Source organism: Corynebacterium alimapuense (assembly GCF_003716585.1).
Taxonomy (GTDB): Bacteria; Actinomycetota; Actinomycetes; order Mycobacteriales; family Mycobacteriaceae; genus Corynebacterium; species Corynebacterium alimapuense.
The window spans coordinates 64,469-89,067 of sequence record NZ_PTJO01000006.1; the positions used below are offsets into that span (position 1 = coordinate 64,469).

General features: G+C 56.6%; 20 protein-coding genes and 1 pseudogene. 11 read left to right on the forward strand and 10 right to left on the reverse strand.

Features of this window, described 5'->3' with window-relative positions:
- Positions 1–76: 76 nt before the first annotated feature.
- The 7 genes from C5L39_RS09580 to C5L39_RS09610 all read left to right on the forward strand — a co-directional run bounded on the left by C5L39_RS09580 (position 77) and on the right by C5L39_RS09610 (position 10,303).
- Complete coding sequence (locus C5L39_RS09580) at positions 77–997, forward strand: NUDIX hydrolase (RefSeq protein ID WP_123048691.1); 921 nt, start codon at positions 77–79, stop codon at positions 995–997.
- The gene (locus C5L39_RS09585; RefSeq protein ID WP_123048692.1) at positions 994–3,618 is read left to right on the forward strand and encodes a hypothetical protein; all 2,625 of its coding nucleotides are present in this window, start codon (positions 994–996) and stop codon (positions 3,616–3,618) included. Before C5L39_RS09580 ends, C5L39_RS09585 begins: the two co-directional genes overlap by 4 nt.
- Before the next feature lie 26 nt (positions 3,619–3,644).
- Positions 3,645–6,926: a murein biosynthesis integral membrane protein MurJ gene (locus tag C5L39_RS09590; protein ID WP_197714738.1), complete on the forward strand. Its 3,282-nt coding sequence runs from the start codon at positions 3,645–3,647 to the stop codon at positions 6,924–6,926.
- Between the two features lie 129 nt (positions 6,927–7,055).
- Complete coding sequence (locus C5L39_RS09595) at positions 7,056–7,613, forward strand: sigma-70 family RNA polymerase sigma factor (protein WP_123048693.1); 558 nt, start codon at positions 7,056–7,058, stop codon at positions 7,611–7,613.
- A gap of 129 nt (positions 7,614–7,742) precedes the next feature.
- Positions 7,743–8,678 (forward strand): thioredoxin-disulfide reductase, encoded by a 936-nt coding sequence (trxB, locus tag C5L39_RS09600; RefSeq protein ID WP_123048694.1) that lies wholly within the window; start codon positions 7,743–7,745, stop codon positions 8,676–8,678.
- 28 nt (positions 8,679–8,706) lie between these two features.
- The gene (trxA, locus tag C5L39_RS09605; RefSeq protein ID WP_123048695.1) at positions 8,707–9,030 is read left to right on the forward strand and encodes a thioredoxin; all 324 of its coding nucleotides are present in this window, start codon (positions 8,707–8,709) and stop codon (positions 9,028–9,030) included.
- 91 nt (positions 9,031–9,121) lie between these two features.
- On the forward strand, positions 9,122–10,303 hold the full coding sequence (locus C5L39_RS09610) for an N-acetylmuramoyl-L-alanine amidase (protein ID WP_123048696.1): 1,182 nt from the start codon (positions 9,122–9,124) through the stop codon (positions 10,301–10,303).
- 10 nt (positions 10,304–10,313) lie between these two features.
- On the opposite strand, the gene C5L39_RS09615 is transcribed toward C5L39_RS09610, so the two are convergent.
- The 8 genes from C5L39_RS09615 to rpmH form a co-directional block, all read right to left on the reverse strand.
- Complete coding sequence (locus tag C5L39_RS09615) at positions 10,314–10,976, reverse strand: hypothetical protein (RefSeq protein ID WP_123048697.1); 663 nt, start codon at positions 10,974–10,976, stop codon at positions 10,314–10,316.
- A gap of 16 nt (positions 10,977–10,992) precedes the next feature.
- Positions 10,993–12,150 (reverse strand): ParB/RepB/Spo0J family partition protein, encoded by a 1,158-nt coding sequence (locus tag C5L39_RS09620; protein ID WP_123048698.1) that lies wholly within the window; start codon positions 12,148–12,150, stop codon positions 10,993–10,995.
- Between the two features lie 42 nt (positions 12,151–12,192).
- Positions 12,193–13,173 (reverse strand): ParA family protein, encoded by a 981-nt coding sequence (locus C5L39_RS09625; RefSeq protein ID WP_123048699.1) that lies wholly within the window; start codon positions 13,171–13,173, stop codon positions 12,193–12,195.
- A 100-nt stretch (positions 13,174–13,273) separates the two neighbouring features.
- Positions 13,274–13,924 (reverse strand): 16S rRNA (guanine(527)-N(7))-methyltransferase RsmG, encoded by a 651-nt coding sequence (gene rsmG / locus C5L39_RS09630; RefSeq protein ID WP_123048700.1) that lies wholly within the window; start codon positions 13,922–13,924, stop codon positions 13,274–13,276.
- Positions 13,925–14,018: 94 nt separating this feature from the next.
- Positions 14,019–14,978 (reverse strand): membrane protein insertase YidC, encoded by a 960-nt coding sequence (gene yidC / locus C5L39_RS09635; RefSeq protein ID WP_123048701.1) that lies wholly within the window; start codon positions 14,976–14,978, stop codon positions 14,019–14,021.
- A gap of 6 nt (positions 14,979–14,984) precedes the next feature.
- Entirely contained in the window at positions 14,985–15,266 is a 282-nt protein-coding gene (gene yidD / locus C5L39_RS09640) for a membrane protein insertion efficiency factor YidD (protein ID WP_123048702.1), read from the reverse strand.
- A complete protein-coding gene (gene rnpA, locus C5L39_RS09645) occupies positions 15,263–15,628 on the reverse strand; it encodes a ribonuclease P protein component (protein WP_123048703.1) in 366 nt (121 codons plus the stop codon). The genes yidD and rnpA overlap by 4 nt, the downstream gene beginning before the upstream one ends.
- A gap of 13 nt (positions 15,629–15,641) precedes the next feature.
- The gene (gene rpmH / locus C5L39_RS09650; RefSeq protein WP_123048704.1) at positions 15,642–15,785 is read right to left on the reverse strand and encodes a 50S ribosomal protein L34; all 144 of its coding nucleotides are present in this window, start codon (positions 15,783–15,785) and stop codon (positions 15,642–15,644) included.
- Positions 15,786–16,609: 824 nt separating this feature from the next.
- Here rpmH and dnaA point away from each other — a divergent pair.
- The 4 genes from dnaA (at position 16,610) to C5L39_RS09670 (ending at position 21,750) form a co-directional block, all read left to right on the forward strand.
- Positions 16,610–18,214, forward strand: coding sequence for a chromosomal replication initiator protein DnaA (gene dnaA, locus C5L39_RS09655; RefSeq protein WP_123048705.1), 1,605 nt, complete (start codon positions 16,610–16,612; stop codon positions 18,212–18,214).
- A gap of 608 nt (positions 18,215–18,822) precedes the next feature.
- Entirely contained in the window at positions 18,823–20,010 is a 1,188-nt protein-coding gene (gene dnaN, locus C5L39_RS09660; RefSeq protein ID WP_123048706.1) for a DNA polymerase III subunit beta, read from the forward strand.
- A gap of 26 nt (positions 20,011–20,036) precedes the next feature.
- Complete coding sequence (gene recF / locus C5L39_RS09665; RefSeq protein ID WP_123048707.1) at positions 20,037–21,224, forward strand: DNA replication/repair protein RecF; 1,188 nt, start codon at positions 20,037–20,039, stop codon at positions 21,222–21,224.
- Positions 21,217–21,750, forward strand: coding sequence for a DciA family protein (locus tag C5L39_RS09670; RefSeq protein ID WP_123048708.1), 534 nt, complete (start codon positions 21,217–21,219; stop codon positions 21,748–21,750). Before recF ends, C5L39_RS09670 begins: the two co-directional genes overlap by 8 nt.
- A gap of 36 nt (positions 21,751–21,786) precedes the next feature.
- Here the strand turns inward: C5L39_RS09670 and C5L39_RS09675 are convergent.
- Positions 21,787–23,100, reverse strand: a pseudogene (locus C5L39_RS09675) (ISL3 family transposase).
- A 363-nt stretch (positions 23,101–23,463) separates the two neighbouring features.
- The gene (locus tag C5L39_RS09680; protein ID WP_123048709.1) at positions 23,464–24,066 is read right to left on the reverse strand and encodes a hypothetical protein; all 603 of its coding nucleotides are present in this window, start codon (positions 24,064–24,066) and stop codon (positions 23,464–23,466) included.
- Positions 24,067–24,599 lie beyond the last annotated feature (533 nt).

Below are 24,599 nucleotides of genomic sequence, written 5' to 3' on the forward strand. Positions count from 1 at the left end.
ACAACGATTCATTCTAGCGGCCAGACACGGGCCCAGAGAATTTCTAAAGGTCCCCCCACCGGATAGGATTCAGAGAATGACTGACAACGATCCGCACCAGGCCCGCCCGCAGGCCAAAGATGGTGCCGGATCCGATTCCGCTGGATCGGATTCCCAGGGCCCGAAACGCCGGCGCCGGCGTCGGCCGCGTCGTCGTGTCTCCGGAAACCAGGCGAATACTTCAAACGCCTCGAATACCTCAAACGCCTCAAACGCGCAGCCGAAACAACAGCAGCAAAAGAAGCAACAAAAGCAGCAGAATCCGGAACAAGGCCAGACACAAGGCCAAGGACACAGCTCCGCCGGGGGAGAGGAAGCAAAGAAGAACACTCGCGGACGTCGAAAATCGGGTAACCGAAACCGACGGCGCAACTCCCAAACACAGCGCTCAGGTCAACGTGGCGCTCGCGGCGGACAGCAGGCGAACAAACGCCGCAACAATCAAAACAGCCGGATGGTCACTCGAGATGAGACCTCAGCTGGAGGGCTCGTTGTCTCTGGACTCGCCGAAGCTGTTTCCGAATCCGGGCAAGTCGACCTGAGCCGTGTTTATGTAGCACTAATCGGCCGACTCGATCGACGCAACCGTCTGCTGTGGTCGATGCCCAAAGGCCATGTCGAACCTGGCGAGGATCGTCGCGCCACCGCCGAACGCGAGGTCTGGGAGGAAACTGGTATTCACGGTGAAGCTTTCGCAGAACTCGGCGTCATCGACTACTGGTTCGTCTCCGAAGGTGTGCGGATCCATAAAACCGTCCACCATCACCTGCTGCGGTTCATTGACGGAGACCTCAATGATGAAGACCCTGAGGTCACAGAGGTGTCGTGGATTCCAGTCTCGGAGCTCATCGAACATCTCGCCTATGCCGACGAACGTAAATTAGCTAGGACTGCGCATAATCTTCTGCCGAAGCTCGCGCGGGAGGAGAAGGCCGCAGGAAAGGCGACACCACGGTGAAGTGGCGGGTCCACGGCCTAGCCGTCGCTACGGCATTGTGCCTGAGCACACCTGCGTGGCTAGCCCTGCCCGCACTCGCTGCCCCGACCCCGCAAAGTCCCACCGATCCAGAGGTAGCCAGCCAGTGGGCCAACCCAGCAATCCGTGCTGAAGTGCCAACAGACCAAGACGGTCAGCAGCTGATCGGGCTAGAGCTTATCGAAGCCGATGACTTAGCTACCGCTGAAATCGAACCTGGTCAACCGCTAACGCTCAAACTGGCGATCACTAATTACGCCGACGCTGCCATCAGCGATATTTCGCTGCAGGCCCGGCGCGCCGATACCGCTTGGACTACCAGTCAAGCCCGTAGAACCCTGAGCTTCGATATCTCCGACTACTCCCAACTGGGTGCAACCCAACAGTTGCTGGAGCCGATAGCCCCTGGCGAGAGCCGAGAAGTAAGTATCACGACGCCTACGGCTATCGATGCCACGGACTCACTACGCCTGAGTCCAGACACTGTGCAGGCCATGATGATCGCGTTGTCTGGCAACCTTGAGTCCGGAGATTACAACGGCAATCAGCTCTTGGCCACAGAACGGATGTTGGTTTCAGTAGGAGACTCGGATCCCGATGAACCCACGATTGCTGAAGACGCCGAAGCTGTAGTCACTCCTGATGAGCAGATTCCAGGCCTCGGTCTGATCTACCCGCTCAGCGCCACCGTCGATATTGTGCCGGGAGAAACCGGCACTGCGCCAGAAGAAGCCCCGTTGATTTTGGCCTCCGAGCAGTTGGCCGGACAGCTTGCACCTGGTGGTCGATTGGATGAACTCCTATCGGTCTACCGCACCGCCACTACGACTGGAAGCGGTGCGACAGAGCTCAACGAGAGCAGTTGCCTGGCCATCGATCCAGCACTAGTGGATACCGTCGAGCGAATGTCTCAGGGCTACACCGTCTCGGAAACTCGTCCTTCTCGAACTCCCACCGCCCAACGCCTGCGCGATAGTTGGAATTCCACTGATGCCAGCGAATCTGGGGAACAGGGCAGTGGCGTAGACGATGCTCAGCGCTGGCTTGAGCAACTACGTGAAACTGCCGCTCAAGGCTGTATCCTCGCACTGCCCTGGGCAAACGCCGATCTCAACGCCGTAGGCGCGACAGCTAATCAGTGGCTTTATCGGGAGGCACTCGAGCGTGGTCCAGCCACCCTGCAGTTAATTCTGGGCACAACTCCGACCGGAAATATTGTGGTCCCTGGGTCTGGATATATCACTGAACAGGCCGCACTGGGACTGGGCTGGGCAGATCAAAGCCAATCCGAGATCCTGGAGAAGGGGATGTCAGGGGCTTGGGAGACAGACGCAGCTACTCACACTTCTCAAGATTCAGACGATACCGAGGACTCATCTTTGGAATCGACCGATACTCCTGCTGAAAATACCGTGACCCCGCCGGAGCCTGCGAGCACGGTGTCCGTCTTAGTTTCCGACAACTCCATCTGGCAGATGCCCACTGCCGACCGTTTTGCCAGTCTCGCGCCGGGGATCAACGGGGTCACTTTCCAAGGTTCACTCGGGGCATTGCTAGCAGCTACTGGGCCGAATCCGAGCACCGTCGGCTATTCCGATCCTGTGGCTCGCTTCGACTACCGCTTGGATTCGGTGACCTCTCGTGCGATCTCGGCGGGTGCTGCCTTGCGCCTGAGTGTGGCGGAGGAGACCTTCCCTGGAGACTGGGCACAAACCGCTCAACCAGTGCTTGCTATTGCACCAACCGATTTAGACCCCACTACCGCTAGTGTTCTACTCGATACCACCTCCGATTTGCTTGCCGACGACCGCGCTAGCGCTTTGCCCATTGATGTTGCGGTAACCCCCACTCCACAGCAGCAGGCTGAGTTGGATTCCCAGCCTCTGACGGCTGGAGGCTCTGGGGTAGAGCGCTTCGGAAGCCCCTACTCCGATCCCACCTCCATCAGCGACACTGAGATTCTCAGCGCCAGCCAGCAGGCACGCTATACCGATGACTTAACCCGAATGACTGTCAATAGCTCCGGCATTGCGCTGAGCAGATATGGCTTCACTCTTCCGCTGCGTCGAGACATTCTCACAGCGTTGAGCGGAACCTACCGAAACAGCATCGGCACCCACGATGAGGCGGTGGACAACAGCAATCAACTTCTCGATGACAACCGAGAAACCCTCCAGGATTTACGCGGCTCGGTCGCGTTGATCCCGCCGGGCAACGTGTACACGAGGGCGTCGGAAAGCTCTCCGCTGTTGATCGTCGCTGAAAATGGTCTGCCTTTGCCTGTTACTGCCGAGCTGGCTTACTCCGGACCGGAAGGCGCTTATATCACTGTTCCTGAGCAAGTCAGCATTCCCGCCAATGGATCGATTACGGTGCAGATGACTGCAGAACTTCCCGCCGACCAAGATCAAACCCAATTGACGCTGTGGCTGTCCACTCTCGATGGCGCGCCGATCTCAACGCCAGTGGATATCACCGTGCAGACGCGGGCCGGTATCGTCAGCACTTATGGCATCGGCTTGTTAATTGTCGTCGGGCTGGCTCTAGCCTTGCTGTTCCGATTCGGCCGCCGTCGACGCGCACAACGCCGCACCCGTAGCTAAAGAACTATCCCGAGAATGGTTAAGCCGTGACAAACTCCAATAAGCCCACCTCTATAGGTCAGCGTTCTCGTTTTGTCACGCCGACCCCGCCAGCACCGGTGCCAACGGCACGAACCACCGCGGCAGCGGCAGCCAAGGAGCGATCACGGCTGGCGGTCGCGCCAGGCGGTTCACCACACTCATCGACCTCCGCGGAAGACAACCACAATGGTGTTGCCTCCGATGCTGACGTGGTCCGTTCTACCGGCTCCATGGCGATAGCGACCTTGATTTCCCGGATGACTGGCTTCCTAAGAAACCTGCTCATCGGTGCTGCACTTGGCCCGGCGGTGGCTTCGGCATTTAACACTGCCAATACTTTGCCCAACCTGATTACCGAGATCGTTCTCGGCGCGGTGCTGACCTCATTGGTGGTGCCGGTTCTTATCCGAGCGGAGAAGGAAGACCCGGATAAGGGAGCCGCCTTCTTCCGCCGTTTATTTACTCTGTCAGCGACTCTGCTGATTGTGGTCACGCTGATCTCAGTGGCGGCAGCTTCACTACTGACTCGATTGGCACTGGATCCCGATGGCCGAGTCAATGTCGTCCAGTCCACGTCCTTCGCCTTTTTACTGTTACCGCAGATATTTTTCTATGGCATTTTTGCGCTATTTATGGCGGTGCTCAATACCAAAGGAGTCTTCAAACCCGGCGCGTGGGCGCCAGTGGCCAACAATGTGGTCTCCATCGCCGTGCTCATCGCCTATTGGACGATTCCCGGCTCCCTAGACCCCAATGCTCCCGCTGGATTATCTGACCCACATGTCCTCCTATTGGGTCTGGGAACCACGCTGGGCGTGGTGGTGCAGACCGCCATCATGCTGCCTTCACTGCGCCGAGCAGGTATTGATCTGCGCCCACTCTGGGGCATAGACACTCGGCTCAAACAATTTGGCAAGATGGCGGTAGCCATCATCGTTTATGTGGCCATCTCCCAAGCTGGATACCTGGTCACTACCCGTATCGCCTCAGTGGCAGATGCCGCAGCGCCGATTATCTACCAGCAGGCCTGGCTGTTGCTGCAGGTTCCCTACGGCATCATTGGTGTCACCCTGCTCACCGCAATCATGCCGCGCCTATCGCGCAATGCCGCCGACGGCGATGACAAAGCCGTGGTCGGCGACCTGAATCTGGCCGCCAAACTGACGTTTATTGCGCTCATCCCCGTGGTGGTGTTCTTCACCGCCTTCGGTCCGCAAATCGGTAACGCTCTCTTTGCCTATGGCGCCTTTGATCCCGAATCCGCCACGTTGCTCGGATTGACCCTTAGCTCATCTGCTTTCACGCTGCTGCCTTATGCCCTGGTCCTACTGCATCTACGTGTGTTCTATGCCCGCGAAGAAGCCTGGACTCCGACCCTAATTATCGCTGGAATCACGGCTACTAAAATCTTGCTGTCAATGCTTGCTCCTTTAGTAGCTGACTCGCCTTCCCGCGTGGTCATTTTGCTCGGTGCTGCCAATGGCTTCGGGTTCCTTGCCGGTGCTGTCATCGGTTCGCTGCTGCTGCGTCGAAAGCTCGGAAACTTGGGAGTGCGTTCCCTGCTGCGTACCACCCTGTGGGCTGCTGCAGCTTCCTTGATCGGTATCGCCGTTGCACTATTGGCTGACTTCTTCTTATTGTCGCTGGCGGGAACACAACTACAAGCGTTGGGTTCCATAGGCTTTTTGCTGCGCATGGGCCTCGTGGGAGTGGTCTTCCTCATCATCACCGGCATCGCGCTATCGTTCTCGCGGCTACCTGAGGTTCAAAACCTCGGCCGCGCATTGGGCCGCATCCCCGGCCTGTCACGATTTATCCATCCCAACACTGATCGCGAAATTAAGCTTGAACAGCCCACCGACAGTGAGCTTTCCAGCCAATTGTTGGCGATGGATAGCTTCAACTCTTCTCCAGTGCCGCCACCTATGTCAGCCGGTGTGGTTCGCGGACCCCGGTTGGTACCGGGTGCCCCGGTCTCCGACGGCCGCTTCCGACTGCTAGCAGATCACGGCTCTGTCCCCGGGGCCCGCTTCTGGCAGGCGCAGGAACTAGCCACTGGCCGAAAAGTGGCACTGACTTTCGTCGATACCACCGGCAACGCTCCCTTGGCGCCGGCAACCCCAGCAGCAGCTGCTGGCGTTGCTTCAGAGGTATCGCGCCGCACTCGCAAGCTCGCGGATCTAGAGCACTCTGGCATCGCCACGGGCATCGAAGTCCTGGCTTATCGTTCGGGTTGCCTGATCGTTGCCGATTGGGTGCCCGGCTCTCCGCTGAAAACTGTCGCTGAGGAAGATGGCCCCCTCGACCCACAGGCAATTGCCTTGGCTGTTGCGCCATTGGCGGATGCTGCAGCGGCCGCACATGCTGCGAAGACCCCTCTGGGATTGGATAACCGAGCACGCATTCGCATCTCCACCGACGGTGCTGCCATCCTGGCTTTCCCAGCCGTGCTGGTTGATTCTTCAGTCGAGGCTGACCGCCGTTCAGTGGCCTCCACTCTCGCATTGTTGGCCTCCTCAAGTAGCGGACTCAATGACTTAGTCTCGGCTGCCCGAGAAAAGGACGTCGATATGCAAGAGCTGGCCCACCAGCTCTGGCAGTTCGGCGGTGTCAAATATGGCGAGCAACCGGTAGAAGAAATGCTCGTGGTCGAGGCCGAGCCTTCTCCGCACCCCAGTGCGCAACCTGGTTTTGGTTCTAAGTCCTACTCCGGAAAAATGACCGCGCTAATCGCACTACTAGCGATCGGCGCAGTCATGCTCGTAGCTAGCCTGACGGTTTCGCTCACCAGTCTGTTCTCCAATGAAGCAGATAACTCTCCGGGTCTGAGCGAAACGATCCAAGATTCCCAGACCGGGACGATTACCCGACCGCTACCCATCGTCCAGCCGCTGTCCTCTGCCAGTGACCCCGAGGTAGCCGACAATGAACAAGAGACCACGTGGAGTACTGATGACTTCCCAGATGGGGTAGTGCTCAATCTCCAAGACTTGGCCTACGTCGAGCGAGTACTGATCCAGACCACCTCCGAGGGAGCATCCTTCGAGATCTATGCCATCCCGGCAAATACGGAACCTTCGACGGTCACCGGCACCGCTGGTCTCTCGATCTTGGCTGAGGGAATCTTCCGCGACGGACGCAACAACATCGAATTCACGCGAGAGGTAGCCACCGACGGAATCTTGGTGTGGATTACCGACCCTGCTGATGGTGAAAGCTCCGCAGAGATCACCGAAGTACAGGTAATCGGCCGTAACGAAGAAGCTGGCGCCCCGCTGGTGTCGTGACTGAGCCAGCACTATTGCTGCAGATTTCCCCCTTCCGCCCACCACAGTGGGCGCCACGCCCCGTCCGGTGGCGGCCTCGTTGCCGCTAAGGTCCAATAGCGGTCAGGCACTATTTTCGGGGGGGAAATAATGACACAACCGGACGGCGCTCTAGTCCACGCCTATGTAGCGGGGGACACCCGCGCCTTCAGTCAGATCGTGGAGCGCCATCGCGCCCGTCTGCTGTGGGTGGCCCGCAAATACGGCAACAATGAGGATGACGCCAATGACATCCTCCAGGAGGCGTGGCTGCGGGCCAGCCGCAAACTTCACACCTATCGGTACGAAGCGAGCCTGAGCACCTGGCTACACCGCCTAGTCATGAATTCTGGCTGGGATTTCATCAACCACCGCCACCAATTGGAATCAGTGACTCTCGACGACGACGTTGTCCCACACGAGGTCAATCTTCGTCTCTCGGTTAATCCCATTGAGCATCGAGACGTCATCTTGCACTTGGAAGAATCATTGGCCAAGCTGCGCCCAGATCAACGTTCAGCGCTTTGGCTCATAGATATCGCAGGTTATTCCATTGCCCATGTCGCCAAGCAGGAGGGGGTGCGCCCCGGTACCATCAAGTCCCGCCGTGCCCGAGCCCGGGAGAGTCTCCGAGAAGACATGTGGGGTACGGCTGTCCATCCCGTCTGAGCTAACTCGGCGGAATGATTTTGCCCTTGGGCAGGTTGCACAACAATAGGATCATCAAGACCCAAGAATTTTTCATCACGCCAGTTTCACTGGCGAAATCAGATCAATAACTTCCAGGAGAACCACCACATGACTGCACCTGACACCGTCCACGACGTGGCCATCATCGGATCCGGACCAGCGGGCTACACCGCAGCGCTCTATGCGGCCCGTGCGGAACTCAAACCCATCGTGTTCGAGGGCTACGAGTATGGCGGATCGCTGATGACCACCACGGAGGTGGAAAACTACCCAGGATTCAAGGCCGGCATCATGGGTCCAGAGCTCATGGAGGAAATGCGTAGTCAGGCCGAGCGCTTCGGCGCAGACCTGCGCATGGAGCTAGTAGATCACGTCGAGCTGGACGGAGAGATCAAAAAGATCCACGTCGGCGACGGGATCTACCATGCCCGCGCAGTCATCCTGGCCACTGGCGCAGCTCCGCGCCTGCTGGGAGTACCCGGCGAAGACACTCTCATGGGCCGTGGTGTGTCGACCTGTGCAACCTGTGATGGTTTCTTCTTCCGCGGCAAAGACATCGCCATCATCGGTGGTGGCGACTCCGCAATGGAGGAGGCCATGTTCCTAACCCGTTTCGCCAACAAGGTCAGCATTGTCCACCGGCGCGAAGAATTCCGCGCTTCGGCGATCATGCTCGATCGGGCACGCGCTAATGACAAGATCGAGTTCATCACCAACAAGACCGTAGATCATGTCATCGAGGCAGATGGCAAGGTCGGCGCACTCAGCCTCCGCGATACTGTCACCGGCGAGCTCTCCGAACTGGCAGTAGCCGCAATGTTCGTCGCCATCGGCCATGATCCTCGCTCTAGCTTCCTCGGAGGCCAGGTCACGCTGAAAGAAGACGGCTACGTCAATGTGGATGAGCCCTCTACCAACACCAACCTCTCCGGCGTGTTCGCCTGTGGTGACCTGGTCGATGATCACTACCAGCAAGCAATCACCGCTGCTGGCTCCGGCTGCCGCGCAGCCATCGACGCTGAGCACTACCTCGCTAGCCTCTAAAAATGTACTCTGAGCAGGAGAAATAATCATGAGCAATGTAGTCAACGTCACTCAGGACACCTTCAAGGCCACCGTCATCGACTCGGATAAGCCGGTCATCGTCGATTTCTGGGCGGAATGGTGTGGGCCGTGTAAAAAACTCGGTCCCATCATCGAGGACATCGCCGATGAAATGGGCGAGAAGATCACCGTAGCCAAGGTCGACGTAGATGCTGAGCGCACGCTTGGCGCAACCTTCCAGATCATGTCTATCCCCTCTGTCCTGATTTTCAAGGGCGGGGAGAAGGTCGACGAGTTCATCGGACTGCGTTCCAAGAAGCAGATTGTCGCGAAACTTGAAGCACACCTGTAACTGGTAGCCTTGATGTTTCAAGAGGCATCACCGGTCGGCTTTAGCCCGCTCGGATGAGTTCTGTCGGCATCTGAGTTTGGAAAGGCGCGCCGTGACGAGGATATTTCGAGTAGGCGACCGGAGCCCGCGTGTAGCGGAAGCCCGGTCTACTCTCGCACGCCTAGGGTTAGTACCTGGGTTTGAAGGCGACGTCACGGACTGGAAGTCCCAAAAGTACGACGAGTCCGACATGCTCTTTGATCTTGAGCTCTCCAATGTTCTCAAGGCCTTCCAGCAATCTCGCGGAACCGTCCCCAGCGGCAATATTGACGAGATAACGCTGCGGGAATTGCGTCAAGCTTCCTATCAGCTCGGCGCCCGCGTCCTTTCCTATCAACCCGGTAGTGAACTGGTCGGCGATGACGTCTCGCAGCTACAAAATCAGCTGCAAGAACTTGGCTTCTACTCCCACCGGATTGAAGGTCACTTCGGTCAGTTCACGCACGAAGCTCTGATGAATTTTCAGCTCAATTCGGGTCTGCAAGATGATGGAATCTGTGGCCCCGACACCATCCGAGCGTTGAAGCTGCTGGGACGTCGGATAACTGGTGGCTCACCCCTAGCCATTCGTGAGCGCGAACATGTTCGTAGCGCAGGCCCCATGCTTGCGGGCAAGAGAGTAGTCATCGATCCTGCATTTGGCGGTGAAAACAAGGGGCGAACTGTCAATGGTCTGCACGGAGAAATCACCGAAGAGGAGATTGTCTGGGACTTGGCTTCTCGTATCGAGGGCCGGATGATTGCTGCTGGCATGGAGTGCATTATTTCCCGCCCGCGCATGGATGACCCCTCGACCAAGACCCGGGCCGAAATAGCCAACGCCTTCGGTGCTGACCTGATGCTCTGCCTGCAATGCGATTTCTATCCGAACGACAATGCTTCCGGGGTAGCTTCCTTCTACTTTGGCTCCGAGTTCGGTGATAGCTCATTGACTGGAGAGACACTCTCTGGCTATATCCAACGCGAGATCGTTGCCCGCACCAGCTTCCAAAACTGCGGTAATCACGGGCGAACATGGGAACTTCTTCGGCTGACGCAAATGCCTACCGTGGAACTGGTAGCTGGCTATCTCAGCAATCCAGGTGATATATCTCGATTGACTGACCCATCAGTGCGCGATGCGATGGCTGAGGCTGTTGTAGTAGCGGTTAAGCGCCTCTATCTGCTTGATCGAGATGACCAGCCCACCGGTACTTATAAGTTCTCAGAGCTGCTTCAAGCAGAGCAACGCTAACCTACCTGCTTCAGCAGGCTTCCACGCGCTCGCGCAGGAACTCGAAATCCGCCACCGATAGTAGATCCCGTTGGGGTGGTAATTCGAGGCGGAGCCTAGGCAGAACTGGGTGATCCGCTACCACTTTGAAGCCGGCAGCTTCCAACACGGAGACAGACATTAGTCCGATCTCCGGGGTAGAGCGCAAAATATCACCCACTGGGCCAGAGAGCAGTTCATCGGCATCCGTGCGATTAAAGAAGTCATCACGCCAGCCGAATGCTTCGATCGCGGAGATCTCTCGTCCCACCAGCTCCATGATGGCCGCATCGATGAGCACAGCTTCCATGCCGATTCCAGCAAACCCAGGATCTATGAACAAAGAGCTGAGCAACTCTGCGTCCGAGGACACTGGCGCGGTGGGCAGCTGAGCTGATCCTGGGGCGTGTTCACGCGCGCAATAAAAGACCGTGGCCACCGCATAAGCAGAGTCTGATCGGGTGGCGGAGAATCCGCAGGGACCATGGTCAATGAGAATCCCAGAGAGCCAGGCTTCCTTCTCAAATATCGGGTCACCAGAAGTAATCACCGTCGCGGCAGTCTCAGCATCGAGCTCCCAGAAAATCGACCGGGCTGCCTGCGGATGAATCCGTCCGAGGTTTTCCTGGTCCACCGGAATCAGAGTGACCGACACTGACAACCTGCCCTCATTAGTCTTTGCGCTCGATCAAGGCGAGGATGCGCTCAAAATCATCTTGGTCGCCGAATTCAACCACCATGCGGCCCTTACGTTTGCCCATGCTGACGGTAACCTTGGCATCCCACTCATCGGTGAGCCGGCCAGCCGCGCGAGTAAATACCTCGGGCTGAGCAACGGGTTCTACCGGCTTTTTCTCTGGTGCTTTTCCCGAATGATTAAGCAGGGTTACTGCTTCTTCGGCAGCGCGGACACTTAGTCCTTCGGCGATGATCTGCTCAGCAAGTTTTTCCTGGCTGAGAGTGGTCTCATCCCCAAGTCGGATGCCGAGCAAGGCTCGGGCATGTCCCGCAGAGAGCCCACCTGCTGCTACCTGCCGCTGGACTGGCAACGGCAGAGCCAACAGACGAATCATGTTAGTAATCACTGGACGAGAACGGCCGAGTCGTTGTGCCAGCTGTGCCTGGGTGACCCCAAATTCTTCCAGGAGCTGCTGGTAGGCGGAAGCCTCTTCCAGCGGATTGAGCTGAACTCGATGAATATTCTCCAGCAATGCATCACGCAGCATCGCACCGTCATCGGTGACCCGGACAATCGCGGGAATCTTAGTCAATCCAGCTCGGGTGGCTGCCCGCCAACGACGCTCACCCATGATGAGCTCATAGCCAGAATCATCAACCGCCGGACGAACAACGATCGGCTGCATGAGACCGAACTCGCTGATCGAATGGACTAACTCATCGAGCGCTTCCGCGTCAAAAACGCTGCGGGGCTGTTGTGGATTGGGGACAATCTCCCCGATGGGGATCTCGCGGTAGGTCGCACCGAATTCAACATCGGAAGCAGCCTGAGGCGTTGGCGTCGGCGTCGGCGTCGGCGTCTGAGTCGATGCCTTGCCTGCCTCCTCAACCTTGAACGGAGGCGCCTGAGTCGATGCTGGGCTAGGTCCAGTTGAGGTCTCTGCCTTCGGCTGCGAGACAGATGGGATAGGGCTAGCAGGGGAGGGGCTAGTCTGCTCCTGGCTGTCTCTGCGACCGCGGGCACCCTTGGTGCCGCCGAGGATGACATCCGCGGCGGATTCACCCAACCGAGGAGATTTCTCCGACGGGCCAGACGGGATTAGGGCGGCGAGGCCGCGGCCGAGTCCACCCTTGCGCGTTTCCTGTGACATGACGTCGGTGTGCCTTCCCGGACCTTCCAGGCCCGTTAGCTCTTAATCGGTTTCTGCAGATAAATCCGCCGGGCTTGCTGCCTCAGCGGAAAGACGAGCGGCCGTAGCTTGGCTAACGCCAATAGGTCCGGTGGATTCTACCGGCAGATAATCGCCGCGGGAAGCAAACTCGCGGGCAGCATCTAGATATGCCCTAGCCCCACGAGAAGTCGGTTCGTATTCCAAGACGGTCTGCCCATATCCCGGAGCCTCAGAGACCTTCACTGAACGAGGAATAACATTGTTCAGCACAACATCACCAAAGTGTTCTTTGACTTCACTAGCCACCTGCTCAGAGAGCTTGGTACGAGCGTCATACATGGTCAACGCGATAGCCGAGATATGGAGATTGGTATTGAGGTGCTTGCGAATCATCGCAATATTGTTGAGCAGCTGGCCCACACCCTCGAGTGCGTAGTACTCACACTGGATAGGAATGAGTACTTCATCGACTGCAGTCATCCCGTTGATGGTCAACAGACCCAACGAAGGAGGGCAGTCAATGATGACGAAATCAAAGCCAGCCTCATCTACGAAACCGGTGCGCAGCGCATCATGCAGACGATATTCACGACGAACCAGGCTAACCAGCTCGATCTCAGCACCAGCCAGATCGATGGTCGCTGGAATGCAGAAGAGATTCTCATTCGACGGTGACTGTTGAACAGCCTCCGCCGCAGTAGCCTCGCCGATGAGCATTTCATAGCTGGAGGTAATCCCCGCACTATGCGCAACACCCAAAGCGGTGGAAGCATTGCCCTGCGGATCCAAGTCAATGACAAGAACCTTCAACCCATGCAACGCTAGGCCAGCGGCAAGGTTGACGGAGGTGGTGGTTTTACCCACCCCTCCCTTCTGATTAGCAATGGTAATCAGGCGGGGTTGTTCCGGCCGAGACAATTTGGGCGGGCGCGAGCGTGTTGCCCGTGCGGCGCGGTGTCCCGGCGTGGCGATCTGGGTATCATCCCACTGCTGATCTTCCATGGATGTGCCCTGACCTCTTTCTTAATGTCTCACGTGCTATTGACACCGGCCGCTTAACGCGACCGGGACCTGCTCCCACCTTAGTGCGTGCTGATGAACATCACCGCACCCGTGGTATCCGCACCAACGTAGTCGGCTCAGAAAGCTGCGCGTTACCTACGGTGAGGATTTCTGGGCTGCCGCCACCAACCCGACGAATAGCTTCGCCATCGCGATCAAGTTCCTCAGGTGCGGTAGATCCCTTCATCGCCAGCATGCAACCGCCGATTCTGGCCAACGGCAAAGACCAGCCAGCTAATTTTCCTAGCGGTGCAACTGCCCGAGAAGTCACCACATCAACCCGACCCAAGCTCTGACGCAGTGATTTTTCCTCAGCACGACCCCGGATAACGGTGACGTTAACCAAGGAAAGCGAGTTGACCACCTCAGTTAGATACACCGACCGCTTGAGCAAAGGTTCTATGAGGGTGATTTCTAGATCTGGGCGAGCCAACGCGAGAGGAATTCCCGGCAATCCGGCGCCTGAACCGACGTCGACAACCGTGACTCCATAATCCATTGCTTCACCGATGACCGCACAGTTGAGAATGTGTCGTTCCCATAGGCGCGGTACCTCCCGCGGGCCGATAAAACCCCTGGTAGAGCCGTCCGTAGCCAGGGAGAGATGATAGGCCTCGGCAAGGCTCAGCCGGTCGCCGAAAATTTCAGCAGCGACGGCGGGGGTCGGCTCCAGATTGTGGGTCTCAGTCATAATCTAGACACTACCGGCACCCTGGACAGAAACTGACACAGCCACCGTATTCCGGTTCTGGAATGCGGTGGCTGTGTCAGAGTTGCTGTAAAAACTACTTCTTCTTCTTTTTTTGCACCTTACGGGCGCCTGGTGCAGGCGCTGAGGTTCGCTTGAGTGCCTTGCGAGCCTCTTCCTCGGCAGCTTCTTCAGCGTCCATTTTTTTGAAGATATAACGCTGCTGGAAGTAAGTCCAGATGTTGTTCGAGACCATGTAGAACAGCAGTCCGATGTGCCACAGGAAGCCGGTGAACAAGATGGTCAGGGGCATGACCCACAGCATCATCTTGTTCATCATGCCCATCTGATTCTGCATCATTTGAGCTGCATCGCCAACCGGTGCGGCCTGCTTACCGGAAGCAATCCGTGCCTTCTGCCGATCAATGGAGATACGGGCGTTGAAGTGAGTAGCCACCGCAATGACCAGGACCAACGGCACGGCCACCATGATGATGTCCCACCGACCGAAATCGACCGGCTGGAATGCCTGGTACATATCTTCCGGCATGGAGATATAGGCAGAAAGCGGCACGCCAAACAAACGAGCGTCGATAAAGGATTGAACGTCTTGGACAGAGAAGATGTAGTTCGGGGTGTTGTAGTTTTCCTCGATCGACATTCCCAGCTGACCGACGCCTTCACCCGTACGGTTGAAGGAGCGCAAGACGTGGAACAAACCGATGAACACTGGAATCTGCACCAGCATCGGCAAACAACCCATGACTGGGTTGACGCCCATCTCTTTTTGGAGCTTGCGCGTCTCCTCCATCATCTTCTGCTGGTCATTTTTATACTTGGCGCGAATTGCCTGCATCTGCGGCTGCATGTCCTGCATCTTCCGGCTGGAACGCAGCTGGTTGATGGTCGGCTTAAACAGCAGAGTCTTGATGGTAAATGTCAGGAAGACAATCGCGAGCACCCAGGAGATGCCAGAATCTGGATCCAACACGAAGCTGAAAACTTTGTGCCAGAACCACAGGACGGCCGAAATTGGCCAGTAGATGAAGTTGAGCACCGTGTGTCAGAACTCCTTGATATCAGTTGATGTCGGGTCATGTGTACAGACCGGGTCATATCCACCCGGATGCCAAGGACCACATTTGCTCAGCCGAGCCACCGACATGATGACGCCTTTAATCGCACCGTGCCGGGAAACCGACTCCAGAGCATAGGCGCTGCACGTAGGTTCGAAACGGCAGGTCGACCCCATCTTAAGGGGTGACAGATATTTTTGGTAGAAGCGAACCGCCGCCACCAGGACGTGTGCAATAGGCCCCTTAGGGGCCGGAATCTGCTCACTCATCCCAAAATCGCTAGCTTCCGCAGGGCTCGCCGCAGGTCACGTTCAAGATCGCTTGACGACGCCGCCCCTGCCGCCGGCAGTGCCCTCACCACAAGGTCTGTGGTGATTGGAAGATCATCGAAAAACGATGAGCAGACATGCCGAAGCCGCCGGGAGGTGCGGTGACGGATCACTGCATTCCCGACGGCTTTGGAAACTATGAGCCCGACTCGAGGCCCACCCTGATGGGAGACCTCAGCGCCTGCTGCTCGGGAGTGGTCCATTGCATGGACCACCACGGTGCGCGTTCCGGTGCGGCGTCCACGCTTGATCGTCCGGCTGAATTCAGCTGGCGAGGTGAACTTGTGCTGCTTCGGAAGCACCGAGGTAACTCCTTTAAGCAGTCAGCTTGGCGCGACCCTTACGGCGGCGTGCCGAAACGATGGCGCGACCTGCGCGGGTGCTCATGCGGGTACGGAAGCCGTGCACGCGTGCACGACGACGGTTGTTCGGCTGGAAAGTCCGCTTGCCCTTTGCCACGGTAAAACTCCTCTGTGTAACGCGGCGACCGAGCGGGTTCGGTCATCCGTTAGATGAAATGTACGGTTCGAGATGCCTCCGACCGGAACCGAATTTAGGTTCCCGCCTGCGGCGCGCATAGTCCACACAAACGCGCGACGTTGATTACCCGGATGAGGGTTCGCCGCGGCCCGAATTCGGTGCCGACTTTGCTCTCACTCACATCCTCCGGCGGGCCGCCCTCATGTGGTTAAGACATGGGACTGCGTGCCCGGTGATGCGATAGACCATGTCAGACTACGCGTATTCCACAGTTTCGAACAAATCAAAGACACCAGCCCTCTACCACTTTCCATGGGTGCCCCTGAAATGACAACCATGAGATTAGGGGCAGGTCACTACCCAAGTTTCCCTGACGAGAGGGTGCCCTGGGGCGGCTTACACCTGCTTTCAACAACATCATCCATGCTCAGCGTTAGACAGCGGACGAGGCCACCGAGTAACAATAGAATAATCACAGAAAATCACAGACCGCTCATTGCTCGCCTGTGGACAACTTTTAGTTTTCCGTTGACCACTATTTATATCGACCGAAATGACGCAGGTCAACGCTAGAAATAGCGTAAATAGTGTTATCCACAGACATTCAAGTAGGCTGTGGACAACGAAAATCGCAGAATCTATCCACAGGTGTGGATACTTCTGTGCATGGCGAGGTAGCAGCCACAATCCCGTGCGGACAGGCCTGTGGAAACACGGTGGAAGTTATCCACCGTTAGACCCGGCAGCCACAGCCCAAAAGGGGAGATATGGGATGTCTCAATAACCCAAGGAACGAGGAATTAGTGTCGGATCAGCAAGCATCATTGGTGCAGACCTGGCGGGAAATCAAGGCCGAACTGCTCGAGCAGTCCGAACGGCCAGACTCTGAGATACCCACCTTTACGCACCAGCAGCGAGCATTCCTCGGACTGGCACAACCGATCGTTTTGGTCGATGGATATGCGTTGTTGGCCACTCCACATGCCATGGCCAAACAAGTCATCGAAAATGATCTCGGCGAGCATATCGTCAAGGTGCTCTCCCAGCGGACAGGTCGCCCCTGCAGCCTTGCGGTAAGCGTTCAGCCCGAGGCAATTCCGGATCCTCCAGCTACTCCGGTACAAACTCAAATGGATATGCCGATGTCCAACCAGCGGCCGACTTCTCGGGCGACTCCGGAGTGGACTACCTCGCATGCCCACGTTGAGCAGCCACCAGCTCCCGCGCCTAGCCCAGCCCCGTCTGCGCCAATGAATCAAGCGCCGGCGCAAACTCCGGGAAACCCAGTGCCGTGGGGTCCTGGACCATCATCGCCTGGCTATAATCAAAGCCAGCGATTGCCGCGAGAAAAGCCTGCTCATGACCCAAATAGAGAGAAATCTCTCAACCCGAAGTACACCTTCGAGAGCTTCGTGATTGGCTCCTCCAACCGTTTCGCTAACGGTGCAGCGGTGGCGGTATCCGAAAACCCCGCCCGGGCCTACAACCCGCTATTTATCTGGGGAGGTTCTGGCCTAGGAAAAACCCACTTGCTCCATGCGGCTGGCAACTACGCTCAGGTTCTGCAACCAGGACTGCGGGTGAAATATGTATCCAGCGAGGAATTCACCAACGATTACATCAACTCAGTGCGCGACGACCGCCAGGAATCTTTCAAACGTCGCTACCGCAATCTGGATATCCTCATGGTCGATGACATCCAGTTTTTGGAGGGCAAGGAAGGAACTCAGGAAGAGTTCTTCCATACCTTCAATGCGCTTCATCAGGCAGATAAACAGATCATTTTGTCCTCCGACCGTCCGCCTAAACAGCTGACCACGCTTGAGGATCGACTGCGCACTCGTTTTGAAGGTGGGCTGATCACAGATGTGCAACCTCCGGATCTAGAGACTCGCATCGCGATTTTGGAGAAAAAAGCCCAGGCCGATGGAACTCATGTCGACCGCAGTGTTTTGGAGCTCATTGCCTCCCGTTTTGAGTCTTCGATCAGGGAGCTTGAGGGCGCATTAATTCGTGTCTCTGCCTACTCATCGTTGATCAATGAGCCGATTAATCAGGAGATGGCGGAGATCGCTCTTCGCGATATCCTCCCGGATGCCGCTGATGTTGAGATCACCGCAGCCACCATCATGGAGGTGACCATTGAGTATTTCAGTATCACGATGGACACACTCACTGGTGCTGGAAAGACCAGGGCAGTAGCCCATGCCCGTCAGCTGGCAATGTATCTCTGTCGGGAGCTTACTGATCTCTCGCTTCCGAAAATTGGTGCTCATTTTGGTGGCAAAGACCACACCACCGTCATGTACGCAGATCGAAAAATTCGTAAAGAAATGACCGAAAAGCGCGATACCTACGATGAGATTCAGCAGCTCACGCAGATGATTAAAAATCGCGGCAGGCTTTAAGCCTAGGACTACTGAGATAACCCCAGACACCTTGAGGTGTCTGGGGTTTTGTCATTTTCTAACTGGGTTTTTCAGCTCGAGCAGCTGAAAAACAAAAAATTTGGTTTTTCTGCTCAAAATTGTCCACAGATTCACTCACACCTGTGTAATTACACTTTTGTAATTAGGAGATTCACGTCACAAATCTCATCTGCTGAGAAGCTTCCAGGGCCTGTGGATAACTACATCTTTCCTGTTAAAACAAGGTGCACAACCAAATGACAATTGTGGAGAAACCTCGGAAGCCAAAAGTTATCCACAGTCGGGAAAAGTTATCCACAGGAATCTGACACCTAGAATCACATCCTGGATTGGCACGGCTACCTTGTGATTTAGGGTCCCATCCACAGATTGCACAGGACTTACTGTTACTGCCGTCTTTTAACTAGTAATTCTCCTAGAAGAAAGAGAGTGTGGGGACAAGTTGCAAAAGCTTCGGCCATCAAGGCCGAGGCGAAGATCAAATGACAAAAAGCTGATGCGGCTGAGCATCGGCCATGAGGTACGTTGGAGTTTGTTATTCGCTCGGTTGTTGAACCGATCACAAAGACATCGAGGAGTCCGACAGCATGGAGTCGCAAACAGTGTCGTTCCGGGTGGCCAGGGATGACCTCGCCAACGCGGTAGCGTGGGTAGCTAGGAGCCTGCCCAATAAGGTCACCCAACCTGTCCTGCGAGCTATGTTGATTACCGCTGATGACGCAGGCCTAGAATTTGCAGGATTCGACTACGAAGTTTCCTCTCGAGTACGCATCGCAGCAGAGGTCAACGAGCCCGGACGTATCGCAGTAGCCGGCAAGCTCATTGCAGAAATTGTTAATGTGCTTCCCAACAAGCCGGTTGAGCTTCAGGTCGAGGGTTCCAGGGCGCTGCTTTCCTGCGGCTCATCTCGCTTTGAGCTCCCGCTAATTCCTTTGGATGATTACCCACAGATTCCTAGTCTTCCTGAGGTCACCGGCACGATTGATCCTCGTTTGTTCGCCGAAGCTGTCACTCAGGTGGCTACTGCAGCGGGCAAAGATGAAACTCTGCCGATGCTGACTGGCGTGCATATTGAGATCAATGGTCCCTACCTGAGTTTGGCTGCGACTGACCGTTTTCGGCTAGCTTTGCGCACCTGCATGTGGGAGCCTTCTTCTCCCGATATCCAGGCCAAGCTACTCATTCCGGCAAAGACACTTTTGGAAAACGCTCGCACCCTTGACAGTCACGTTACTGATCCTGTCGAGCTCGCTGTGGGTACTGGTGAGCAGGTTGGAAGTGCTGGTCTATTCGGTGTGCACACCGAAAACCGAGAAACTACCACCCGTATGCTGGACGCTGATTTTCCCAATATCCAGCCGTTGTTGCCAAAAACTCATACCGCTATGGCTTCGGTCGAAATTGCTCCGTTGCAAGAAGCTATCCGTCGTGTCAGCCTGGTCACTGAACGCAATGCCCAGATTCGAATGGAATTTACGGAAGGTGAAGTAGTGCTTTCCGCTGGCGGTGCAGATTCTGGCCACGCTGAAGAGCGTCTTCCTTGCGCATTTGTCGGCCGCGATGAGCTCACCATTGCCTTTAACCCTGGGTACCTCCGAGAAGGCCTCGGTGTCGTTCATACCAATCGTGTGGTCTTTGGTTTTACTGAACCTTCACGGCCTGCGATTTTGGTACCGGAACCTGCTGAGCTGCCGGAAGCTGATGCTGATGGAACCTTCACCACTCCGGAGACGGAATTTACTTATCTGCTCATGCCGGTGCGGCTGCCGGGTTAGACCGGTTGACCGGGAGGTGACTGAGCATCTACATCAGAACACTCGAGCTGCGTGATTTTCGGTCTTGGCCCCAGTTATCGCTAACACTGGAGCCTGGAATCACCCTTTTCGTTGGTAGAAACGGCTTTGGCAAGACCAATATTGTTGAAGCCATCGGCTATGCCGCGCATTTGGGATCTCACCGGGTTTCACATGATGCACCGTTGGTACGCACTGGTTCTGATAGCGCGCGCATCTCGATCACCGCAGTAAACCAAGGACGAGAACTTACTGCTCATCTGCTGCTCAAAGCACATTCGGCTAATAAAGCACAGATCAATCGCACGAAGTTGAACACTCCTCGAGAATTACTTGGGGTCGTACGCACCGTGCTATTTGCCCCAGAAGATCTTGCGCTGGTCCGAGGCGAACCAGCGGAACGGCGACGTTATTTGGATAATATTATTGCTACTCGCACTCCGCGTTTAGCTGGCGTGAAAGCTGATTATGACAAAGTTTTGCGTCAGCGCAATGCTCTGTTGAAATCTGCTGGCGGGACACTTCGGCGTGGTTATAGAGATGCCGATGGAGCAGGGGCTCTAGCTACTCTTGACGTATGGGATTCGCAGCTATCGGGGTTGGGTGCTCAGATCATCGCGGCTCGTCGTAGTGTGGCTTCGCAGTTGGCAGAACACATCGATGATGCCTATGTGGCAATCGCCCCTGAATCCAGATCGGTCCAGGTTGACTACTCTTCTACGGTGCCTGCAGAAGGCAGCGATCCGGAAATTGTAGAGGCTGCAATGCTTGCTGAGCTGGGAAGAATCCGCCAACGAGAGATTGATCGGGGAACCAGTTTAGTTGGACCCCATCGTGATGATCTACTGCTCAAACTTGGTGATCAACCAGTCAAAGGTTTTGCTTCTCACGGCGAGACTTGGTCATTTGCTCTGGCGTTAAGGTTGGCAGAGTTTGGCCTACTCCGTTCGGATGGCACTGATCCAGTCCTTATTCTTGATGACGTTTTTTCTGAACTAGACGCAGGACGGAGGGAAAAGCTCGTCACTTTGGCAGCCGCTGCAGAACAAGTGCTTATTACTGCCGCAGTTGATGGTGATCTTCCTGTCAGTTTGGCCGATTCTCCAAAGACTCCAGTTAATCGCTATGTAGTCGAGGTTAAAGACGAACAACAAGGACGAATCAGTGTGCTTGAGCAGGAGGGCGTAGATGGCTGATCCAGTCGATGATGCTTTCGAGAATATGCGTAAAGCAGCTGCGCAACGCAATGGCGGAAAACCGCCGGTAGCGCGGAAAACGCCACCTGCTAAGAAAGCGACCGGAGCTGGTTATCCAGGTATTCGTCGACGAGGTATCCCCAGCGCAATGGATGGCCGTCGTCGTAGGCCGTTGGAGGTCTCGAATGTCGGGTCGCTCATCGGTGGAGAAATCCGACGTCGTGGCTGGTCACAAGGTATTGCTGGTGGCTGGGTCTATGGAAACTGGGATGAGTTGGTGGGGGAGAAGATTGCCCAACACACGCGAGTAGAGATGGTCAAAGACAAGACGGTTTTTATTACTTGTGACTCCACCGCCTGGGCAACCAACCTCCGAATGATGCAGCGACAGATTCTTCAGGCCATTGCGGAAAAGGTTGGCCCCAATATGATTGTGGAGCTGAAAATCTTTGGTCCGAAGGCGCCAAGTTGGCGAAAAGGACCTCTTCATGTCAAAGGTCGCGGGCCACGAGATACCTATGGATAGGGCTTCGGATAAATCAGAAAACGGGCCCTTCCGGAATCAGAGTGCATTGATCCGTGCCTGAAGCTGACCAGAATGGATGAGTGACCGCAGGATGTAGTTCCGTAGGTTTCGGAAGCCCAAAGCGATCCCGCGGAGGTGCTCGAGGCGACCGTTGATGGCCTCGACGGGGCCGTTGGAGGCCCGCGTATCGAAGTAGGCGAGGATCTCCGCCCGGCGCCTCCACATCGACCTGCCGAGCTGTGCGAGCTCGGGAAGTTCCCTCGGCACACCAGACTTGATCGACTTGAGAAGTTTGTACATCGCGATCTTGCCCTCACGCTTGCCGGAGGCCTCGTAGGCATCGATGAGCCGCTGGTAGACGCCGTAGACGACCTCGACGCCGACGTGCGCATCATGGGCAGTGAACGCTTCCCATAGTCGCCTCTTCTGCTTGTCAGTCAGCAGCTCAGCACGCGTGTTCAGCGCCCTGCGGATCCCGTACAACGGGTCGCCGGTGCGGCCGCGGTGCCCAGTGGTCTCGTGCTGAATGCGCTGACGACACAGAGTGAGCTTCTCGGCCGCTAGATGCACTACGTGAAACGGATCCATTACCGTGCGAGCTGCAGGAACGGACTTGGCCGCAGCAGAGTGGTAGCCGGCGAACCCGTCCATGGTCACCACCTTGATCCGGTCACGAAATACCTGGTCACGCGCGGTGAGTCAATCGTTCATCACCTTCGCCGAGCGCCCCGGGATCATGTCCAACAATCGGGCCGGGCCAGTGCCGTCCACTACAGGTGTAAGGTCCACCAGGACGGTCACAAATGATTCGCTGCCATCCCCGCGAACGTGCTTCCACTTGTGCTCATCCACCCCGAGAATCCGAACACGGTCGAAGTGCCCAGGCTGGTCGTAGACCATGTCACGGATCTTCGACAACGCCAGGTCGTTAACCAGATCCCACCCCAGGCCCAGAGCTTTCGCGACGGCGGAGACGCTGGTGCGGTCGACGGCCAAGCGTTGCAAGATCCAGCGAGTACACCGGCCGGTGGTCTTGGCGCGGGCCTGTGCCAACAACGGCATGCGCTGCTGGAAAATCTTCAATTCGCACTCGTCGTTGTTGCAGGTGAAACGTGGTACCCGAATCTGCAATCTGGTCGGATAGCCCACGATCGGCAGGTCGGTGACCTTGCGTTCGACGTGGTCTCGCAGAGTGCCGGCCACTTCGCATTCGGGGCACGTCGGATCAACGATCGCTGGGGAACAGAACAAGCGAGTCTGCTCTCCGTCGAGCGCTGCACCGGTGATGGTTACTCCGAGTTCGACGGTGCGGCAGATGGTGTCAGCGGTCAGGCTGGCGGTAGCGTTCAAAGTGGGTCCTGGGGGTGTGAGATGTTGGTGTAGGAACTCGCATCTTCACACGCCCCAGGACCCCTCGAACCCTCGCCTCACCGCATCATCGGAAAACCCCCGCTACGCACTTCGGAACCGGAAGGGCTGCCAATGCACGCAAAGATCGAAAGAAACGCCTGAGCTCTGAATTATCAGTTAGCCTACCGAGGCTGGTTGCGGGCGGTCTTCCTGTTGATGTAATAGGCCCCGGCCGAACTGAGAGCCATTACGCCGCTGGCCCAAATTGCTGGAGTCCAATCAATCATCTGGAATACCGCGAGAGCTATCATGGTTCCCGCGACGATAAGTGGGAACATCCAATGGTTATTCCTCGAATCGTTCTTACCGGCAGGCAGCGCCACGGACATTCCCCCCCCATGTGAATTCGATCAGCATACGCTGATTGTTCGGGCACACGCCCCTAGTTCCAACGTAAGCCATCGCGGCGCCAGCTACCGCGCCAGCGATTCCACATGCGGCTCCGAAACTACCAGCGCAAAGGGCTGCGGCGAGGAACCCTGTGGCCCCGCCCGCTAGCATTTGCTGCTCGAGGGGTGTCAGTTCGATCCATGGACCAGCAATGGCTGGGCCGCCACTGACCAAGGGGGATGGCTGGGTTAGCGCTGCTGGAATTCCCAGTTCTCGGCCGTCCTCCAAGGTGTAAACGAAAAATTCCACATCTCCGACGACGTCCACGCGCCGCGCGAGGTCGGACTGTTCGAGTTCGTGCGCTGCTTCGGATAGCGCTCTTTCGAACTCCTTGGAGTCGAGCCCGTCTGCAGAAACGCGCTCAATCGTACTGGGGGTCGTGTCGGTGATAGCGGCCGGGTTGCTCGCTGGCATTCCGTCGTCCGGAGCTGCCGAGGCAACTCCACTAGAGAACGTAAACACAAGCGCAGCAATTGTGGCCGCAGTTCCTGAACGAGAAAGAACTGTCGAACGCATAGCACCTTTCAAAGGTAGTGGGCCGTAGTAAGCGGCACTTACTTCGGATGTCAAGAGGGATCCTACGACATATTGCGGGCCCCTGGGCGTCATTTAGATCTTCTAATGTCGTTAAGGTTAATCGAAGGCTGTTTGATGGCCTATATCGTTTTCGGGAATAAGTTTTCCTAGCTTAGTAGCCCGCTAGGGTTGACGGTGGGAGAGGTTCGGTGAGCGCGGTTGTCGGCTGAGGGTTGTGCCTCGTGAACAGAGAATGCGACACCGGATCTGCCCCGCCGCCACATGGCCCGTTTGAAGGGATTTGACGGACCGGCCTGGCAGAGGTCTTCTGTCGACTGGTCGCGCCGGATGATACGTAAGCACAGGCACACCCTGGCGGCGACACCCTCGACCGATTGCTGGCCGCGGGCGCCGATGGCCTGCGGTGGCAGCGGCGCAAGAAGGGGCCGCGGCGACGGGATGCTCCCGGGACCGATAAGTACACAGGAAGCCACGTCCGCTCTTCCCGATGACGCGGCGATGCGTTCCGTGAG

Coding starts and splice junctions, on each gene's coding strand:
- yidD (WP_123048702.1), bottom strand. CDS start 15,266: ATGAGTGAGCAGATTCCGGCCCCTAAGGGGCCTATTGCACACGTCCTG.
- C5L39_RS09680 (WP_123048709.1), bottom strand. CDS start 24,066: ATGCGTTCGACAGTTCTTTCTCGTTCAGGAACTGCGGCCACAATTGCT.
- trxB (WP_123048694.1), top strand. CDS start 7,743: ATGACTGCACCTGACACCGTCCACGACGTGGCCATCATCGGATCCGGA.
- C5L39_RS09620 (WP_123048698.1), bottom strand. CDS start 12,150: ATGTCACAGGAAACGCGCAAGGGTGGACTCGGCCGCGGCCTCGCCGCC.
- C5L39_RS09580 (WP_123048691.1), top strand. CDS start 77: ATGACTGACAACGATCCGCACCAGGCCCGCCCGCAGGCCAAAGATGGT.
- rsmG (WP_123048700.1), bottom strand. CDS start 13,924: ATGACTGAGACCCACAATCTGGAGCCGACCCCCGCCGTCGCTGCTGAA.
- C5L39_RS09625 (WP_123048699.1), bottom strand. CDS start 13,173: ATGGAAGATCAGCAGTGGGATGATACCCAGATCGCCACGCCGGGACAC.
- trxA (WP_123048695.1), top strand. CDS start 8,707: ATGAGCAATGTAGTCAACGTCACTCAGGACACCTTCAAGGCCACCGTC.
- C5L39_RS09670 (WP_123048708.1), top strand. CDS start 21,217: ATGGCTGATCCAGTCGATGATGCTTTCGAGAATATGCGTAAAGCAGCT.
- C5L39_RS09595 (WP_123048693.1), top strand. CDS start 7,056: ATGACACAACCGGACGGCGCTCTAGTCCACGCCTATGTAGCGGGGGAC.
- dnaN (WP_123048706.1), top strand. CDS start 18,823: ATGGAGTCGCAAACAGTGTCGTTCCGGGTGGCCAGGGATGACCTCGCC.